The 18,222-nt window shown below is 66.7% G+C and carries 17 protein-coding genes; 2 read left to right on the plus strand and 15 right to left on the minus strand.

From position 1 onward, the window contains the following. Positions 1 to 87 precede the first annotated feature (87 nt). The gene (locus IPV08_RS11505) at positions 88 to 1,782 is read right to left on the minus strand and encodes a lactate permease LctP family transporter (RefSeq protein WP_207411994.1); all 1,695 of its coding nucleotides are present in this window, start codon (positions 1,780 to 1,782) and stop codon (positions 88 to 90) included. A gap of 325 nt (positions 1,783 to 2,107) precedes the next feature. Here IPV08_RS11505 and IPV08_RS11510 point away from each other — a divergent pair, with 325 nt between their 5' ends. Continuing rightward, entirely contained in the window at positions 2,108 to 3,031 is a 924-nt protein-coding gene (locus tag IPV08_RS11510) for a manganese catalase family protein (RefSeq protein WP_056424235.1), read from the plus strand. A gap of 233 nt (positions 3,032 to 3,264) precedes the next feature. Here IPV08_RS11510 and IPV08_RS11515 read toward each other — a convergent pair whose 3' ends face one another. The 5 genes from IPV08_RS11515 to yajC form a co-directional block, all read right to left on the minus strand. Continuing rightward, complete coding sequence (locus IPV08_RS11515) at positions 3,265 to 4,143, minus strand: squalene/phytoene synthase family protein (RefSeq protein ID WP_207411995.1); 879 nt, start codon at positions 4,141 to 4,143, stop codon at positions 3,265 to 3,267. Beyond that, on the minus strand, positions 4,140 to 4,526 hold the full coding sequence (locus IPV08_RS11520; RefSeq protein WP_056424231.1) for an MTH938/NDUFAF3 family protein: 387 nt from the start codon (positions 4,524 to 4,526) through the stop codon (positions 4,140 to 4,142). The genes IPV08_RS11515 and IPV08_RS11520 overlap by 4 nt, the downstream gene beginning before the upstream one ends. A 2-nt stretch (positions 4,527 to 4,528) precedes the next feature. Then, positions 4,529 to 5,476: a protein translocase subunit SecF gene (secF, locus tag IPV08_RS11525; protein ID WP_056424229.1), complete on the minus strand. Its 948-nt coding sequence runs from the start codon at positions 5,474 to 5,476 to the stop codon at positions 4,529 to 4,531. 267 nt (positions 5,477 to 5,743) lie between these two features. Further along, on the minus strand, positions 5,744 to 7,351 hold the full coding sequence (secD, locus tag IPV08_RS11530) for a protein translocase subunit SecD (protein ID WP_207411996.1): 1,608 nt from the start codon (positions 7,349 to 7,351) through the stop codon (positions 5,744 to 5,746). Positions 7,352 to 7,470: 119 nt separating this feature from the next. Then, positions 7,471 to 7,806 (minus strand): preprotein translocase subunit YajC, encoded by a 336-nt coding sequence (yajC, locus tag IPV08_RS11535; RefSeq protein WP_056424225.1) that lies wholly within the window; start codon positions 7,804 to 7,806, stop codon positions 7,471 to 7,473. Between the two features lie 233 nt (positions 7,807 to 8,039). Between yajC and IPV08_RS11540 the strand changes: the two genes are divergently transcribed. Then, entirely contained in the window at positions 8,040 to 8,930 is an 891-nt protein-coding gene (locus IPV08_RS11540; protein ID WP_207411997.1) for an ATP-binding protein, read from the plus strand. Positions 8,931 to 9,051: 121 nt separating this feature from the next. Here the strand turns inward: IPV08_RS11540 and IPV08_RS11545 are convergent, their stop codons facing one another. The 9 genes from IPV08_RS11545 to IPV08_RS11585 all read right to left on the minus strand — a co-directional run bounded on the left by IPV08_RS11545 (position 9,052) and on the right by IPV08_RS11585 (position 18,196). Further along, entirely contained in the window at positions 9,052 to 10,473 is a 1,422-nt protein-coding gene (locus tag IPV08_RS11545) for a M23 family metallopeptidase (protein ID WP_056424223.1), read from the minus strand. A gap of 234 nt (positions 10,474 to 10,707) precedes the next feature. Next, the gene (locus IPV08_RS11550) at positions 10,708 to 11,355 is read right to left on the minus strand and encodes a protein-L-isoaspartate O-methyltransferase (RefSeq protein ID WP_207412062.1); all 648 of its coding nucleotides are present in this window, start codon (positions 11,353 to 11,355) and stop codon (positions 10,708 to 10,710) included. Between the two features lie 117 nt (positions 11,356 to 11,472). Beyond that, a complete protein-coding gene (gene surE / locus IPV08_RS11555; RefSeq protein ID WP_056424219.1) occupies positions 11,473 to 12,237 on the minus strand; it encodes a 5'/3'-nucleotidase SurE in 765 nt (254 codons plus the stop codon). After that, entirely contained in the window at positions 12,237 to 13,523 is a 1,287-nt protein-coding gene (gene serS / locus IPV08_RS11560) for a serine--tRNA ligase (protein WP_056424217.1), read from the minus strand. Before serS ends, surE begins: the two co-directional genes overlap by 1 nt. A gap of 231 nt (positions 13,524 to 13,754) precedes the next feature. Further along, the gene (gene tatC / locus IPV08_RS11565; protein WP_056424215.1) at positions 13,755 to 14,555 is read right to left on the minus strand and encodes a twin-arginine translocase subunit TatC; all 801 of its coding nucleotides are present in this window, start codon (positions 14,553 to 14,555) and stop codon (positions 13,755 to 13,757) included. After that, the gene (gene tatB, locus IPV08_RS11570; RefSeq protein ID WP_207411998.1) at positions 14,552 to 15,043 is read right to left on the minus strand and encodes a Sec-independent protein translocase protein TatB; all 492 of its coding nucleotides are present in this window, start codon (positions 15,041 to 15,043) and stop codon (positions 14,552 to 14,554) included. Before tatB ends, tatC begins: the two co-directional genes overlap by 4 nt. A 96-nt stretch (positions 15,044 to 15,139) precedes the next feature. Beyond that, positions 15,140 to 15,403: a twin-arginine translocase TatA/TatE family subunit gene (locus IPV08_RS11575; protein ID WP_207411999.1), complete on the minus strand. Its 264-nt coding sequence runs from the start codon at positions 15,401 to 15,403 to the stop codon at positions 15,140 to 15,142. A 190-nt stretch (positions 15,404 to 15,593) separates the two neighbouring features. Beyond that, positions 15,594 to 16,598 carry a beta-N-acetylhexosaminidase gene (gene nagZ / locus IPV08_RS11580; protein WP_207412000.1) on the minus strand — a complete coding sequence of 335 codons (1,005 nt, stop codon included), beginning with the start codon at positions 16,596 to 16,598 and terminating at the stop codon, positions 15,594 to 15,596. Between the two features lie 191 nt (positions 16,599 to 16,789). Further along, on the minus strand, positions 16,790 to 18,196 hold the full coding sequence (locus IPV08_RS11585; protein ID WP_207412001.1) for an SPOR domain-containing protein: 1,407 nt from the start codon (positions 18,194 to 18,196) through the stop codon (positions 16,790 to 16,792). Positions 18,197 to 18,222 lie beyond the last annotated feature (26 nt).

The following is an 18,222-nucleotide window of genomic DNA, read 5'->3' on the forward strand; positions in this document are numbered from 1 at the left end:
ACGCCTTCGGCAGGGGATCGCGACAAAAAAGAAACCCGCCCTGGCATGGCCGGGACGGGTTCTGTCGAGATCGGTCTCTCGCCGGTCCTACGGATGGATGACCATCGCGGTGAACGGATAGACGTAGGCCTGTAGCATCACGAGGCCGCCGACGAGGCAGGCCAGCACGATCGAGTGCCAGAACACGAAGCGCAGGATCTTGCCCTCCTGGCCGAAATAGCCGGTGGCGGTGGAGGCGACGACGATGGACTGGGCGTCGATCATCTTGCCCATGACGCCGCCCGACGAGTTCGCCGAAGCCATGAGGATGCCCGACAGGCCGAGCTGCTCCGAGGTGATCTTCTGCAGGCCGCCGAACAGCACGTTCGAGGCCGTGTCCGATCCCGTCAGCGCCACGCCGAGCCAGCCCAGCAGTGTGCCGAAGAACGGGTAGAGGATGCCGGTTCCGGCGAAAGCCAGGCCCAGGGTCGCGTCCACGCCGGCGTAGCGGGTGAGGACGCCCAGAGCCAGCATCGCCGAGATGGTGATGAGCGAGTAGCGCAGCACCCAGATGGTCTCGATGTAGGCCGTCACCAGACGCCACGGCGAGAACCGCATGAGCAGGCCCGACAGGATGGCGGCGAACAGCACGCCGGTGCCGGTATAGGACATGTAGGTGAAGGCGAAGACGGCGGCTTCCGGATGGGCGGTCGCCACGACCGGCGGCACCTTCATGATGACGTTGTGCAGGCCAGGCACCTCGTAGCGCCAGGTGAAGATCGGGTTGACGATGGCCTTGAACCAGCCCGTGCCCCAGATCGCGACGATCACCGAGAGGATGATCCACGGCACCCAGGCCATCAGGATCTCGGAGGAGGAGGCGGTGCGGGCACCGGAGCCCGTGGGGGCCACTTTGGCGCCACCCTCGGCGGTGACGAAGCCGATGGAGGGATCGTTGCCGCGCAGTGCCGGCGAGGTCCAGATCGTGGCCGGGCGCCAGAACTTCAGGAACAGGACCAGGGCGCCCATGGAGACGAGGGCGGCACCGATATCGACGATCCACGGGTTGACGTAGTTCGAAATGCCGAACTGGGCCAGCGCGAACGAGCCGCCGCAGACGAGGATAGCGGGCCAGATCTGGACCATGCCGCGGAAGCCCGCGAACACCCAGATCAGCCAGAACGGCACCAGCACCGAGAAGAACGGCAGCTGGCGGCCGATCATGGCGCCGAGGATGTAGGGATCATAGCCGGTCACCGAGGCGAGGCCCTGGATCGGGGCGCCGAGGGCGCCATAAGCCACGGGCGCGGTATTGGCGATGAGCGACAGGCCCGAGGCGGCGAGCGGCGAGAAGCCGAGGCCGATCAGGATCGCGCCGGTGACGGCCACCGGGGTGCCGAAGCCGCCGGCTCCCTCGAAGAACGCGCCGAAGGCGAAGGCGACGAGGAGGAGCTGAAGCCGCCGGTCGGTGGTGATGCCGGCCACCGATTGCTGCAGTGTGGCGAACCAGCCCTTCTCCACCGTGAGACGGTAGAGGAAGATGACGTTGAGGATGATCCAGCCGATCGGGAACAGCCCGAGCGCCACGCCATAGGCGGAAGCGCGGGTGGCCAGATCCGCCGGCATGCCGAACAGGAAGACGGCGACGCAGAAGGCCAGGACCAGGGACAGAACGGCCGCGATATGGGCCTTCACTTTGCCGCTGGCGATCATGCCGAGCAGGGCGATGACCGGTAGGGATGCGGCAAGCGTCGAGAGCCATGGGCTCCCAAAGGGATCGTAGACCTGGTTCCACGTATTCACGGGCGTCGCGCTCCTCGGTGAGCCCGATCTCTCGTCGGACCCTTGACATCGTAGCTAGCAGAGCAGTGGAGCGGGCTCAACGCGAAGAATCTTGTATTCAGATCATGTTGCGCGCGTGCTTCGCTTTCTGTCCGCCAAGACCGAAGACGCTCGGAAACGGTAGGACGTCTCTTTCGAAACGCAAGCGGAGCCGTTCCAAAACGCAAGCGGAGCCGTTCCAAAACGTAAGCGAAGCGGCCGTGCGACCTGTCGCAGCCTCGGAACATGAGGGTGGGGAGACCGTTCCCGTTGGTATCCTCCATACCGGCGATACGGAGATCAACCTATGTTTATGCGCGTCGACAAGCTACAAGCCGAGCTTCCCGCACCCAAAAGGAAAGATCCGAACGCCGCCGCTGCCCTGCAGGAACTGCTAGGCGGCAAATATGGTGAGATGTCGACTCTTGGGAACTACATGTTCCAGAGTTTCAATTTCCGCAGCAAATCTAAGCTGAAGCCATTCTATAGCTTGGTGGCGGCCATCACCGCCGAGGAATTGGGCCATGTGGAGCTCGTAAGCAACGGCGTTGCGATGCTCAATAACGGCCCCGATAATGACGGCGACGAGAAGGATGGTGGCGACATCTCCAAGGCGCCGTTCGAGGACATGAAGGATATCCGGCTCGCGGCCGCGTTCCTGTCGAATGGCGGCGGCGTAACGCCGGTCAACAGCAACGGCGCATCCTGGAACAACGACTTCATTACGACGACCGGCAACGTCGTCGTCGACCTGCTCCACAATTTCCATCTGGAATGCGGCGCTCGCCTGCACAAGCTGCGCGTCTACGAGACCCTGACCGACCCGACGGGCCGTGAGGTCTGCGGCTACCTGCTGGTGCGCGGTTCCGTTCACGCCCATGCCTACGCCTTGGCGCTGAAGAAGATCACCGGCGTGGAGATCGAGAAGTTCCTGCCGACACCGAATATCAACCTCGACAAGATCCCCGAGTGTCAGAAGTACCTGCAGGAGGGTTCGCACCGCCGGCTCTACACGTTCAGCCCGGGTGACTACACCGAGATGGCCGGCATCTGGGGCAATGGCGAGATGGCTCTGCCGGGCGACCCGCCGGGCGAACTCAGCGTCGTCGAGGGCATGCCCGAGGGCGGCAAGATCCACCAGCTCACCGGCGTCCCCTCGGCCTTCACACCGGATTATGCTCCGGAGGAGATGTTCGAGATCGCCGAGAAGCTGACCAAGAAGGCTCGCTGAGGTCAAACTCGATCAACCGCCTCTTCTGCATCCCGGGGCCGCTCAGCGGAGCCCGGGATGCAGAACTCCAGGTTGTTAGACATCGGACTCTGGCAGAGCTCTGGATTGCACGGTTCTGGAGCGGCTCTCTGCTTTTGGATGAGCCTGCAGTACCCCCGGAATGATCGGGACGATGTTCGCCGCGTCCCGATTCTACGAGGAAGAATACCCAGCGTTCTTCGGGAGCCCTGGGTTCAACCCCGCCGCGATCCCCGCCACAGCCGCCACAAGCGACGCCAGCGCGGCAGCGCGATGACGGTGTTAAGCGGGTCGTAGCCCGGCCGCTCCATCATCGCGAGGCTGGGTTCGACCAATGCAGTGGGCAGGAAGGCCGGCAAGGCGGCGGGCGCGATGGTCGTGCGCGCTGTCTCGAAAGCCTCGAGATGTCGGCGCGCCAGAGCCCGAAGGTCGGCCGTCGCGCCGAGAAGGCCGGGGCCTCCCCGTCCCGTGACGATGTCCTCGCGGGTGACGCCATGGTCCTTCAAGATGTCGGCCGGTAGATAGACCTGTCCGTTGCGGGCGTGCCAGGGGAGGGCCCGCAAGAGGCCGGCGACGCCATAGGCAACGCCCGCATGCCCCGCCGCGGCAGCTCCGCCCGGCTCGGCGCCATCGCACAGGACGAGCCCGCCAAGGCGGATGAGCGAGGAGGCGGTCTCGCCGCAATAGCCTTCGAGATCGTTTATCCGGGGCATCGGGTCGTCATAGAGATCGAAGACGCGGGCATCGATCAGATCGACGAAGGGCTGGCGCCCGAGCCGGCGCTTGACGATGGCATCGTCGAGGGCGGCGGCGACGGGGTTGGCCTTCACATCCCCCCTCGCCTCTCCCTGGAGTGCATCGCGCCACCATTGCAGGCGGATCTCGCCCGCCACCGGATTGGTGACGGCGTCGCGCACGCGAGCAATGGTGAGGCTGAAGGCGGCGAGCGCGAAGAGATGCGGCCGGTACGCCACGGGGGCGAACAACGTCGCGAAATAGCGGTCGGGATCGCCCTCCCGGACCAGTGCCTCGCAATGCTCGAACGCGAATGCGAGAGGGTCGGCCGTTCCGGGGCTGGTCTCGGTCTTCGTCACGCGACCGCGATCAGGGCAGTGGCGACCTTGCGGTTCTCCGCCATCAGGATGTTGTAGGTCCGCGCGGCCGCTCCCGTCTGCATCACATCGAGGCCAATGCCGTTATCCTTGAGCCATCGCCGCAGCGTATCGGGAAAGGGGGCGATGTCGAGGCCGGTGCCGATGAGGAGGAGCTCCACCGCCCCCGCCTCGGCAACGACGGGACGCAGGGCGTCCCGGTCGATCTCTTTCGCCTGCGTGACGTCCCAGGCCCTGATGCCGCTCGGCGTCACGAGGATCGAGCCACGATGCGACATGTCGGCAAAGCGGAAGCCGCCATTGCCGTAGGCGTCGATGAGATGGCGCCCTGGAACGAAACCGTCGTGCAGGCTGCCGTCCGCCATCGTTACTCCGCCGCCTGGGGCACGCGACCGCCGGTGGGGCGGTTCTGGGATTTCACGCCCGACAGCATCAGGCCGAGATAGATCAGGACCGGCGTCGAGACGAAGATCGCCGAGTAGGTGCAGATGACCACGCCCGCCAGCATCACCACCGCGAAGCCCTGGATCGCCTCGCCGCCGAAGAGTACGAGGGCCAGCAGGGAGAGGAAGGCGGAGGTGGCCGTCATCACCGTGCGTGACATGGTGGAATTGATCGACAGGTTGAGGAGTTCCACCGTGGGGATGGTCTTGTAGCGTCGCATCAACTCGCGGGTCCGGTCGAACACCACCACCGTCTCGTTGAGCGAGTAGCCCACGATGGTGAGGATGGCGGCGATCGAGGTCATGTTGAACTCGATCCGGCTGATGACGAAGATGCCGATGGTGAGCACGATGTCGTGCAGGGTGCCGACGATGGCTCCGAGCGCCAGTTCCCGCTCGAAGCGGAACCAGAGGTAGAACAGCACGGCGAGCACCGAGAGCACGACGCCGAGCGTGCCCGACTGGACGAGTTCGCCCGATACGCGCGGACCCACCGTCTCGGTGCGGCGGAACTCGTACTCCGCGTCGAAGGCGCCATGCGCCTTCTGCATCACGGCCGTCTGGCCCTGCTCGCCGGGCTGGAGCGGGAAGCGCACCAGGATCTGGCCCTGGCCGCCGAGCTCCTGCACCTCGGTCTCACCGAAGCCGAACCCGTTGGCGGTATGGCGCACGGTTCCGACATCGGCGGTGCCGGACTTGGCCTGGAGCTCCACCAGGGTGCCGCCCTTGAAGTCGATGCCGAAATTCAGGCCGACCGTCAGGAACAGGATCACCGTCCCGACCGACAGCAAGGCCGAGAGCGGGAAGGTGAAGCGCCGGAAGCGCATGAAGTCGACGTGCGACTCATCGGGCCAGAGGCGGAGCAGGCGCATGATCGGTCTCGGTCTTTCGGCAATGAGGTCGATCTGGTCGTCGAAGAGAACCCGTCCGGGTCCACCGCACGTCCATCATTCCGGGGCGCCCGCAGGGCGAGCCCGGAATCCAGACACTCAGGTGGATGACTAGCCTGGCAATCCCGCGTGTCTGGATCCCGGGCTCCGCTTCGCGGCCCCGGGATGACGGGATTGTGTTTCGGATGGACGGATCACTCGAAAACCGGATCGGGCTCCTCTCGCAAACTGTGAATGCTCGGACGGACTTCAGAACGGCAAAGCCTTGGGTCGGGCGTAGTTGTACCACAGGGCGATCATCATGCGGGTCAGCGTCACCGCGGTGATGACGGTGGTGAGGATGCCGAGGATGAACACCACGGCGAAGCCCTTCACTGGGCCGGAGCCGAGGAAGAACAGGATCACGGCGGCGATGGCCATGGTCGAGTTCGAATCGATGATGGTGGCGAAGGCCTTGTCGAAGCCGGCCTGCAGGGCCGAGACGATGGAGCGCCCCGCCCTCACCTCTTCGCGCACGCGCTCGTAGATCAGCACGTTGGAATCCACTGCCGTGCCGATGGTGAGCACGATGCCGGCGATGCCCGGCAAGGTCATCGTCGCCTCCAGCACCGACATCAGGCCGAGGATGAGGCCCACATGGACGAGGAGCGCGATGTTGGCGAAGAAGCCGAACACGCCGTAGGTCGCGAACATAAAGATGATGACGAGAGCGCCGGCGACCAGGGTAGCGTTCTGGCCTGCTTTGATCGAGTCTCGGCCAAGGCCGGGGCCGACCACACGGCGCTCGACCACGGTGAGCTTGGCGGGCAGCGCACCGGCGCGCAGCAGGATCGAAAGGTCGTTGGCCTGCTTGACGGTGAAGTTGCCGGTGATCTGGCCCGAACCGCCGGTGATCGGCGTGTTGATGCGCGGTGCCGAGACGACCTCGTTGTCGAGGACGATGGCCATGCGGCGGCCGACATTCTCAGAGGTGGCCTGGCCGAAGCGCTGGGCGCCCTTCAGGTTGAACTTGAAGCTCACCATCGGCTCGTGGCTCTGCTGGTCGAAGGCCGGCTGCGCATCGGTGAGATCGCCGCCATCGGCCATGACCCGTCGCTCGACCGGTACCTTGCCGCCGCCTTCGTCCTTGTTGGTCAGCATGTCCACGTCGCCGGAGGGCGAATCGGCGAGCATGCGGAATTCGAGCTTGGCGGTCTTGCCGAGCTGATCCTCGAGCTGCTGCGGGTCCTGCAAGCCGGGAACCTGGACGAGGACGCGGTCGGCCCCCTGCTGCTGGATCGAGGGTTCCTTGGTGCCGCCGAAATCGATGCGGCGGCGAATGACCTCGATGGCCTGGGTCACGGCCCGGCGGGTACGGTCGGTGAGGCCGGCATCGGTGAGCGTGAGCTGGATCGTGCCGTCCGGCCGCTCCGCCACGTCGAGGGTCTGGCCGCCGGCCTGCGCCACCATGGCGTTGGAGATCGGCTGGGACAGTTCGCGCAGCTTGGGCAAAGCCTTGGCGCGGTTGGCCGGATCGGAGATGCGGACCTGGACGCCGCGCGGGATCACCTGGATGCCGCCTTCGGGGGTGACGTTGGCTTCACGCAGGGTGCGACGAACGTCGTCGCGCAGGCCCGTCGTCTGCGACCGGATCAGGTCGGTCTGGTCGATCTCGAGGAGGATCTGCGAACCGCCCTGGAGGTCGAGACCCAGCACGATGGCCCGTTGGGGCACGATCCAGCTCGGGAACCAGCCCGGCAGGGAGGCCATGAAGCCCTTGCGCTGCTCGGCCGAGAAGAAGCTCGGCACGGCAAGACTCAGGCCGATGAGGATGACGGCCAGCGTCGCGACGATCTTGGTTCTCGAAAAGCGCAGCATCCGCCCGTCCCGTTTCTTCTTATGGTGCCGATGCTTGCATCGGCCCCTTCAAGCGGAGTCACAAGCCGTGTGCCGGGGCGCGGACCATCGGTTCCGCACCACGTCTCACCGCATTCGGCTCACGCCGCTTTGACCGGCCCGCCCTTGACGCGCACTTCCGAAATCATCGTCCGGACGATCTTCACCCGCACGTTCGGGGCGATCTCGACCTCGATCTCGGACGCTTCGTCGGCCACCTTGGTGACGCGCCCGACGAGGCCGCCGGTGGTGACGATGGTGTCGTCGCGGCGCACGTTCTTCACGAGGGCCTGATGCTCCTTCACGCGGCGCTGCTGCGGGCGGAGGATCAGGAAGTACATGATGACGAAGATGAGGACGAACGGCACCACCTGCAAGGCGATGTCCGCTCCGCCAGCGGCCGAGGTGGCCCCTTGCGCGAAGGCGGGGGTAATCAAGCGGGTGACTCCTTAGCTGAACCGGTCCTCACATCGTCGCGCACGGGCCGATCTCGGCGCGTCTGGACCGGTCTAAAAGCGCGCGGACTATAGCCATGCACTAGGTGAAAGCAACGGCGCGTCAGCAGCCGGCAAGGTGCGGATCGCAGGCGCCCGATGCCGCACCCGTGATTTTCGTGCCCGATGTCCGTAATGACGCGCTCAAGCGCGTATTCCAGGAGCTTCGAGACGCCATGACCGCGACCCAACCTGCAGACCGGGAGATGATCGAGGCGATCCTGCCCGTCCTCGAGCGGATCGCCGCCGCACTGGAGCGTTCTGCCCCGGCCGCGAAACCCGTCATCGACATGAATTCGGCCGACGCTTTCCTCTGGGGCGCCGAGTGCCGCCTCATCCCGGTGCCGCGGGTGAACAGGGTGGAGATCGATCTCCTCACCGGCATCGACCGGGCTCGTGACATCCTCGTCGACAACACCGCGCGCTTCGCCAAGGGGCTGTCCGCCAACAACGCCTTGCTCTGGGGGGCACGCGGCATGGGCAAGTCGTCGCTGGTGAAGGCGGCCCATGCCCGCATCAACGCCGAGCGGGCGGAGGGCGAACTGCCGATGAAACTGGTGGAGATCCACCGCGAGGATATCGAGACCCTTCCCGACCTGATGGCGACCCTGCGGGCGGACCGGCACCGCTGGATCGTGTTCTGTGACGACCTGTCCTTCGACGGCGACGACACCTCGTACAAGTCCCTCAAGACTGCCCTCGATGGTGGCATCGAGGGCCGGCCGGAGAACGTGCTGTTCTACGCGACCTCGAACCGGCGCCACCTGCTCGCCCGCGACATGGTGGAGAACGAGCGCTCCACGGCGATCAATCCCGGCGAGGCGGTGGAGGAAAAGGTTTCCCTCTCCGACCGGTTCGGCCTCTGGCTCGGCTTCCACAAGTGCAGCCAGGACGAGTACCTCGCCATGATCCGTGCCTATGTCGAGCGGTACGGACTGAAGGCCGACCTGGATACGGTGCGGGCCGAGGCGCTGGAATGGGCCACTACCCGCGGCTCCCGCTCGGGTCGCACGGCGTTCCAGTTCATCCAGGATCTGGCGGGGCGGTTAGGGCAGCGGCTGGAGTGAGGCTCGCCCAGACCGAGTTGAAGTGTGTGCCTCGGGATGGATGGACGGGGTATCAAACGGATCTACAAACGAAAACGGCGGCTCCTGCGAGCCGCCGTTTCTCTTTGGGTCTTGAATGCGCTCAGTTGCTGGCGAGGTGCGGCATCGGGTCGACCGGGGTCGCGCCCTTGCGGATCTCGAAGTGCAGCTGGGGCGAGGTCACGTTGCCCGAGGCGCCGGACTTGGCGATGGTCTGGCCGCGCTTGACCTTCTCGCCGGGGCGAACGTCGAGTTCACCGTTATGGGCGTAGGCCGAGACGTAGCCGTTGGTGTGTCGAACCAGCACCAGCTTGCCGTAGCCCTTCACGTCCGAGCCGGCATAGGCGACCGTGCCGTCCTCGGCGGCCTTCACGGCCGTACCCTCGGGCACCGAGATGTTGATGCCCTCGTTGCCGCTGGTGCCGTAGCCCGAGATCACCCGGCCCTTGGCAGGCCAGCGGAACGACTGGTCGGGCTCGGCGGCGGGAGCCGCAGGTGCGACGGAGCCGGTGCTGGCGGGCTCGGCCTTCTCGGGCACGGGCGTCAGGGAAGCGACCTTGACGGGCGCGGCCTTGGCCTTCTCGGCGGCCTTGGCTTCGGCGACCTTCTTGGCCGCATCCTTTGCGGCTTCCGCCTTGGCGAGCTTGGCTTCGGCTTCCGCAGCCTTGCGGGCGGCCTCGGCCTTCGCCTTGGCGGGATCGACCTTCGGTGTCTCGGCCTTGGCCACCTCGACGGGCTTCTTCACCTCGGCGAGTTTCTTGGTCTCCGCGAGCTTCTTCGCATCGGCGAGCTTCTTGGCTTCGGCCGCATGCTTGGCATCGGCCGCGAGCTTGGCGTCGGCGAGTTTCTTGGTCTCCACGGCCCGCTTGGCCTCGGACACCTTGTTCGCCTCGGCGATCTTCCTGGCTTCCGTGGCCGTCCTGGCTTCGGCTACCGCCTTGGCGGCGGCTTCCTTGCGGGCCGCTTCCTGACGGACGCTGTCCTGGCGAGCGGCCTCCGCACGGGCAGCCTCTGCACGAGCCTTGGCTTCGGCGGCTTTTGCCTCGGCAGCCTTCGCTTCCGCTGCCTTGGCGCCGGCATTGAGCGGAAGACGGGCCGGGGGTGCGGCAGGCACGGTGCGCGGGGTCGCGACCATGCCGCGGCCGGCATCCGGATTCATGCCCGCGGGATTCATTCCCGAGGGGTTCATGCCGGACACCATCCCGGAATTCGGCGCGGTGGAAGCGACACGGCCCGTGGCCATGGGAGGCGTCGCCGCCAGCGGACGCGGCGACATCGGCGCGCCGAGTGACTGCGACTGGATCCTGGAGGTGCGCACCGCCGGGGCGGCAGGCATCTCGCCCTCCTCGGGCAAGCTGCCCGTGGCGCTGGGCTCACTTGAAATGTTGGAGGCGAAGGGGTTCCCGAAGGGGTCGCCCAACCGCGACGCATCGGTGGAGCATCCGGCAGCACTGCCGCCGATCACACCGATGAGCGCGAAACGCGACAGCGTCCTCAACCCTAGACCAGTCCCGCGAACCCGCATCGACGCACCTGTTTGCCTGACGCAACTTGATGACGTCATTCAAACGGGATTCAGGTTAAACAACCGTTCCCGTTCACCACGTTTTCGACACCGAAGGAACTTTCCGAGGGCCGGAGTTCCATGGCCGGTTCAGGTTCGAATGGCCTTGGGGCGCGATAAGATCGTGTCTGATCAAAGGTTTGGCGTCTCCCCTCGAAGACCCTGCTCCTCGCTTTGGCGAAGCGAGGTCTTTCGTCAAAGAATGAACGCCCTGCCGTCTGTCAGGGGCGCCAGCCTTAATCCGCTGCCGAACCCTTCGCTGATGCGACCGTCCCGATCCCGGTCGATGAAGGCCAGCCGGCTACCGCTCCCGTAGCCGAGGGCGCCGACGAGACGGCCGCCGGGCAGCAGGGCGGCCGCGAGATGCTCGGGGAAGGCTGGCAGGGTCCCGTTGACGAGGATACGGTCGAAGCCGCCCTCCCCGGTCGATGCGGGATCGAGGCCGTCACCTGTCTCGATACGGGCGATCACCCTGTCCTCCGGGTCGAGGGCGGAGACGGCGTCCTCGGCCAGCGTCGCATAGCGCTCGACGCTCAGGATCGCGGCGGCGCCGAGACGGATCAGCAGAGCGGTGACGTAGCCGGAGCCGGTGCCGATTTCGAGAATGCGGGTGCCGGGCTTCACCTTCAACGCGGTCAGCATGGCGGCGACGACGGTGGGCGCCGACATGGTCTGGCCGCAGGGCAGCGGCAGGGCGATGTCGCGCCGGGCCAGATCCCGGTGCCCTTCAGGGGCGAATCGGGCGCGGGGCACGCGCTCCATGGCGCGCAACGTGTCGGTGTCGCGCACGCCAAGACCGCGCAGGGCCATGACGAAGGCGGCATCCTCGACCGAGCCCTCCATCGTCACCAGCTGTGCCTCATGGCCGTGTTCGATCGTTCCGTGGCTTGGATCGTCCATGGTCCCGCACTGGTGCGCTGGAGCGCGATAGCGCTTGCGCCGTGCGAAGACCGGGGTTCCTCACTCGGCAAAGGCTTGTGCGAAGCGGGTCAGGCTCGGTTCGTCGGTGAGATCGAGCCGCAGCGGGGTCACGGAGATGCGGTTTTCCGCAATGGCCTTGAGGTCGGTGCCATGGCCCGGCTCGAACTGCGCCTTGGCGAAGGCGAGCCAGAAATACGGGTTGCCGCGACCGTCCTGCCGGGCATCGATGGCGAGCAGCGCCTGATTGCGCATACCCTGCGCAGCGACGGAGGTGCCGACTACCTCCTCGGGTTCGCAATCGGGGAAGTTGACGTTGACGACGATGCCGGGCTCGATCCCGATTTCGAGGATCTTCTTGACCACGCCCGGCCCGTGATGGGCAGCGCAACCCCATTTGATCGCCCCACGCCCACCGGCGCCGTAGGCCTGGCTCAGGGCGATGGAGCGCACGTTGAGGATCGTGCCTTCCATGGCCGCCGCGATGGTGCCCGAATAGGTCACGTCCTCGGCGACGTTCTGGCCGCGATTGACCCCGGACAGGACGAGATCCGGCCCGTGGTCCTTGAGGATGTGGCGCACGCCCATGATGACACAATCCGAGGGCGTGCCCTTTACGGCGAAGCGCTTCTCGGAGACCTGGCGCAGGCGCAGGGGATCGTTGAGCGACAGCGAGTGCGAGACGCCGGACTGGTCGCTCTCGGGTGCCACGACCCAGACGTCGTCGGACAGGGTCCGGGCGATGCCCTCTAGGGTTTCGAGGCCCGGCGCGTGGATGCCGTCGTCGTTGGTGACCAGGATGCGCATCAGCTCTTCAGCCCTTCGATCTTCTCGATGCCGCCCATGTAGGGCTTGAGAACCGACGGGATGGTGACGCTGCCGTCCGGGTTCTGATAATTTTCCATCACGGCGATGAGGGCGCGGCCCACGGCGACGCCGGACCCGTTGAGGGTATGCACGAATTGTGCGCCCTTGCCTTCCTTCGGCCGATAGCGCGCGTTCATCCGCCGCGCCTGGAAGTCGCCGCAGACCGAGCAGGACGAGATCTCGCGATAGGTCTCCTGCCCCGGCATCCAGACCTCGATGTCGTAGGTCTTCTGGGAGGCGAAGCCCATATCGCCCGTGCAGAGCGTCATGACCCGGTAGGTCAGGTCGAGCTTCTTCAGCACGGCTTCCGCCGAGCCGAGCATGCGCTCGTGCTCCGCCGCCGATTGATCGGGCGTGGTGATCGAGACGAGCTCGACCTTGTTGAACTGGTGCTGGCGCAGCATGCCCCGCGTGTCGCGCCCGGCCGACCCGGCCTCCGCGCGGAAACACGGGGTGAGCGCGGTGAAGCGAAGCGGCAGCTCGTCCTCGGAGAGGATGCTCTCGCGCACGAGGTTGGTGAGGGGCACTTCGGCCGTGGGGATGAGCCAGTGTTCCTCACCGGCCCGGAACTGGTCGTCGCGGAACTTCGGCAACTGCGCCGTGCCGAACATCGCCTCGTCGCGTACGAGTATCGGTGGCGCCACCTCGGTGTAGCCGTGCTCGCCGGTGTGGAGATCGAGCATGAACTGGCCGAGCGCACGTTCGAGCCGGGCCAGCTGCCCCTTCAGCACCACGAAGCGGGAGCCAGACATGCGTGAGGCCGCCTCGAAATCCATCAGGCCGAAGGCCTCACCGAGTTCGAAATGCTGGCGGCCGGTGGCGAGCTTGGTACCGCTTCCGGAGAAGGCGCGGTGCTCGACATTGCCGTGCTCGTCGGCGCCCTCGGGCACATCCGGGTTCGGACGGTTCGGGATCGCCGCGAGTCGGTCGTCGAGAATCCTGCCGGCTTCCGCCTGCGCGGCCTCGAGGGTGGGCCCCTCCTCCTTCAGCCGTGCCACCTCCGCCATGAGTTCGGCGGCGCGCGCCTCGTCCTTCGCCTTCTTCGCGCCGCCGATCTCCTTGGCCAGAGCATTGCGCCGCTCCTGGTTGGCCTGGGCCGCCGAGGTCGCGGCTTTGCGGGCGTCATCGAGGCCGATCAGCTCGGCCGAGAGCGCGTCGAGGCCGCGACGGCGCAGGGCTTCGTCGAACGCTTGCGGATTCTCGCGGATGGCGCGGATGTCGTGCATGGGCGGCTCGGTTCGCTATGAGTCGCCGACGCTTTGCAGCATCGGGGCGACCCCGACAAGGCCGGGCATGAGTCGACGGAGCATCCCCGATACCCCCTTATCCTGAGGCGGCGCAGCGCAGTGCAGCCCTCGAAGGAGGCCTCCAGACACCAAGGTGCGGACTGGAGGCCTCCTTCGAGGCCGCTTACGCGCCGCCTCGGGATGAGGTGGTGGATGGGGCTTTTGTGGCGCCTAAGGCTCCAGACCTTCCGCGACCCGCTTGGCCTTGCGGCGGCGTTCGACGCGGGCGACCGAGAAGATCGAGGCCTCGTAGAGGAGGAGCATCGGCAGGGCGAGGGAGAGCTGCGAGATCACGTCGGGCGGCGTTAGGATCGCCGCCGCCACGAAGACGAGGACGATGGCGTAGCGCCGCTTCTCGCGCAGGAAGACCGTGTCGATGACGCCGATCTGGCCGAGCAGGGTAAGGATCACGGGTAGCTGGAACGCCAATCCGAAGGCGAAGATCAGCGTCATGATGAGCGAGAGATACTCGTCCACCTTCGGCAGAAGCGAAATCGTCGCTTCACCCGGCTGGCCGACCTGCTGCAGGCTCACCGAGAACTGGATGAGAAGCGGCATCGCCAGGAAGAACACCACCAGCGCGCCGAGAACGAAGAAGATCGGCGTCGCCACGAGATAGGGCAGGAAGGCCTGGCGCTCGTTGCGATAGAGGCCCGGCGCGACGAAGGCGTAGATCTGCGTCGCGATGACCGGGAAGGCGAGGAAGGCCGCGCCGAACACGCTGAGCTTGATGTTGGTGAAAACCTGCTCGAGGAAGTGCGTCGCGATGAGCTGCGCCTTCTCCGCCCCCACTACGGAGACGTAGGGGTAGAGCAGGATGTTGTAGATGTGCCGCGAGACGAAGAAACACGCGAAGAACATCACGATGAACGCGGCCAGCGACTTGATCAGCCGCGAGCGCAATTCGATCAGATGATCGAGGAGTGGCGCGCGCGAAGCCTCGACCTCGGATTCGTCGACCGAATCGATCATGTGCTTGCGCCGGTCTCGGTAGGTTTGGTGGAGGATGCCTCGGGCGCCGTCGTACGCGGCGGAAGGTCCGGCAAGGCGTGCACGGGCGGCGGCTCCGGCGAGGCTATCTCGGGTGACGGCGCTTCGGGTTCGGGCGGCGGATCGTTCTCGGCGAGCTTGGCAGCCACGTTGGCGAGGGGCTGGGTGCTCGACTGGGATCGGCCGTCGACCGCACCGCGAATCTCGTCGCGTATCGTCTGGACCGGGTTGAAGCTCGGCCCCATCGTGCTCGCGGAGCGCTTGATGCCGTCGACCTCGCGGCGGACCTCGTCGAATTCCGCCTCGCGGATCGCCTCGTTGAACTGGGCGTGGAATTCGCCGGCCATGCGGCGCATCTTGCCCGTGACCTGACCGACCGTGCGCAGGGCCTTGGGCAGATCCTTGGGTCCGATGACGATAAGGGCGACACCGCCGATCAGCATCACCTCACCCCAACTCATGTCGAACATGGCGTCGCTCGTCCCGCGGCCGATGGCCTTTGCCTCGTCACGGCCGGCGGCCTAGCATAGTTTGCGCAAGGCCGATGCCTGTCCGTAGGGTGTGCTTCAGACGACCTTGCGGTCGGCCGTGACATGGCTCGCCGTGGCCGGCTCGCCCTGGGCAGGCAGCGTACGCACGGGCTCGCCCGCGCTCGGCGGCGGAACGGCCGGGGCCTGTCCGGTCGGGGTCTCGTCCTCGGCCATGCCCTTCTTGAAGGCCTTGATGCCCTTGGCGACGTCGCCCATCAGGTCCGAGATCTTGCCGCGCCCGAACAGCAGCATCACGATGCCCGCGACGATGATCCAGTGCCAGATACTCATGCTGCCCATGGCAAACTCCTGCGCCCATGCTGTCGCCAGCCCAGCGACGCCCTCTCACGACGGATTGTCGGGAACCTAAGGATGGCGGGGAGCGAACACAAGAACCGCACGGTCTCGCGCTGAGGCATTTGAGGCATCTGAGACAATTGTGCAGCGCGTCATAGCGGCACTCGCCCGAAACGCTGGGGCAGTCCGGGCCTCACGCGTGGGCGGAAAGACCAGCCTCGAAACGCGAACGGGCCTCGGCGACATCGAACTCCACGCGCGGCGCGAGCCGGGCCAGGGCGGCCTCGGCCCGGCGCAAAGCCTCGCCGGACAGGATCGGCGTACCTTCCAGGACGGCCTGCATCTCGTGCCGCTCGCCGTTGCAATGGAGGGCGACATCGATACCGGCGGCGAAGGCCTTCTCGGCCTTCTCGCGAAAGCTGCCGTCGAGGGCCTTCATCGAAAGGTCGTCCGTCATGAGCAGGCCGTCGAAGCCGATGAGGCCACGGATCACCTGGCCGATGACGACGCTGGACTGGGTCGCGGGATGATGCGGATCGAGGGCTGCGTAGACCACATGGGCGCTCATCGCCATCGGCAGGTCGGCCAGGGCGCGGAAGGGCACGAAATCGTGCGAGGCCAGGCTGACGCCCTCGGCCTCGACCACGGGCAGGTCCTTGTGGCTATCGCAGGCGGCGCGACCGTGACCGGGAATGTGCTTGATCACCGGAAGGACGCTGCCTTCCATCAACCCTTCGGCCACCGCCCGTCCGAGCGCGATGACAATGTGCGGATCGGTGCCGTAGGCGCGATCGCCGATGATGTCGTGGGCTCCCGCCACCGGCACGTCGAGGACGGGCGCGCAATCGACGTTGATTCCCACCGCGGCGAGATCATGCGCCATGAGCCGCGCGCCGAGGCGCGCCATGGCGGTGCCCGATCCATTGAGGCGGCCGAAACGGGCGCCGGCCGGATAAGACGGCCAGTGCGGCGGTCCCATGCGCTGCACCCGTCCGCCTTCCTGGTCGATCAGAATCGGCGTATCGGCCCGGCCCGTCGTAGCGCGCAGCGCATCGGTCAGCGCCCTCACCTCGTCCGGCGAGCCGATATTGCGCTTGAACAGGATGAAGCCCCAGGGCTGCGCGTCGCGAAAGAAAGCGGCCTCCTCGTCCGAGAGAGTCCGGCCGGCACAGCCGAGGATCAGGGCGCGAGTTGTCATGGGATGTGCTGCTCGGCTTGATGATGGACGGACTGTCCGAGGGGCATCCGTCCCTGCACTTCACGATGGCGGCTCCGCCCGCGCTGGCGGTACTCGAACGAGGCGTCACGGACCCGCGACAAGCCGGCACTGTCTCTCGCCGTCTTCACGGCACTCGCCTGAGCGCCGCCGTGACCCTCAGTTCCCGAGGCTCAGTTCTTGGCGACGAAACACTGGCCGCCGGCGCCCTGCAACTCGGTGCAGAGGGTGGTCGCCTCGGCCTTGGCCAGTGGCCCGACGCGGACGCGGTAGATCGTCTTGCCGCTGACCTCGGCCTGACGGATCAGGGCGGGCTTGCCGGAGAGCTGGCTGAACTTGCTCTGCATCTGCTTGAACGCGGCCTGCGCTTCGGCTTCGCTGGTGCGTACGCCGAGCTGGACCGAGTAACCGCTCACGGGTGCGGTGGAGGCCGAGGCGGCGGGCGCAGGCGTCGGCAGGGCGGAGGTCGCGTCGGGGGCGACGGCGGCTACCCGCTGCGGGGCCTTCGCGCGAGAGGCGGGAGCGGTCGGCTCGGGGGCCGAAGCTTCCTCGGTGGGAGCGGGCGCCGCCGGCAGCTTGCCGACGCGTGAATGCATCGAGGCATTGGTCGAGCCACCGCCGTCACCCGGAAGGGTCATGGTGGGGATCACCGATTGGGCGACGGGCGCTTCGCGCTGAGGCGGCGGCGGAGGCGTATCCGGCTTCACCGACACGGTCCGCACCCGGCGAGGCTCGCCGAGGGTTTCGGTGAGGGGACCCGTATTGCCGCCCTGCTGTCCGGTGGACGGCGTGGCGCCGCCCTCCCCGGCGCGCTGGGCCGAGCGGGCGGCCTGCGCCACGTCGACCGGCTGCTCCTCGCGGTTGACGATGTGGATCTGGTCGTCCTTGGCGTTGCGGTCGTAGATCCGCTTGTTCTGGTCGGGGATCTCGACGCCGTCCGCTTTCTGCGGTGCGATCTTCAGCGGAGCCTTGTCGGCGAGGATCGTCGGCACGGTGCCGTCGCTGTGGCTCGAATTCATGCTCCGCCAGGTGAGCGCACCGGTGACGCAGACCACCAGCACGCCGAGGCCGGCGCCCACGGAAACGAGGCGGCTGCGCTGGCGGGGCCGCTCGGCCGCGCGATTGAGGCGGTCGTCCTGCTCCGGCGCGTAAGCCTCGGACCCGTGCGGATCCTGAGGACCGGCGGCATAGGCACTGTGGTCGACGGAGGCGAGATACTGATCGAACGCGTCGGCCGGATGTGCCGAGTGTGCGGCCTGCGGCTCGGGCTCGACCTGATGCTGGGCATGCTGCGCGTATCCCGAAGGCGCGGCGGCGTAGCCTGCGGGAGCCGCCGGCGCCTCGTCGTGGAAGCTCGGTTCCCTGCGTCCTCCCTGGACTCGCGGCTCGGCGCTGGCACGGGAATCACGCGCTTCCAGCAACGCGCGGAAAGGATCGTCCTGGCCGACGATGCGGGCGAGTTCGGCCAACGGATCGGGCTTGGCCGCAGGCTGGGCCTGCGACTGGGGCGGCGTCGTGGGCTGCAAGTCACGCGCGAAGGCGTCGAAATCGACAGGCGCTCGCGAAGCGTTCGTCGTCATGGCAGCATTCCTCTTCACGCCGAGAT

Source organism: Methylobacterium sp. SD274 (genome assembly GCF_017355285.1).
GTDB lineage: Bacteria > Pseudomonadota > Alphaproteobacteria > Rhizobiales > Beijerinckiaceae > Methylobacterium.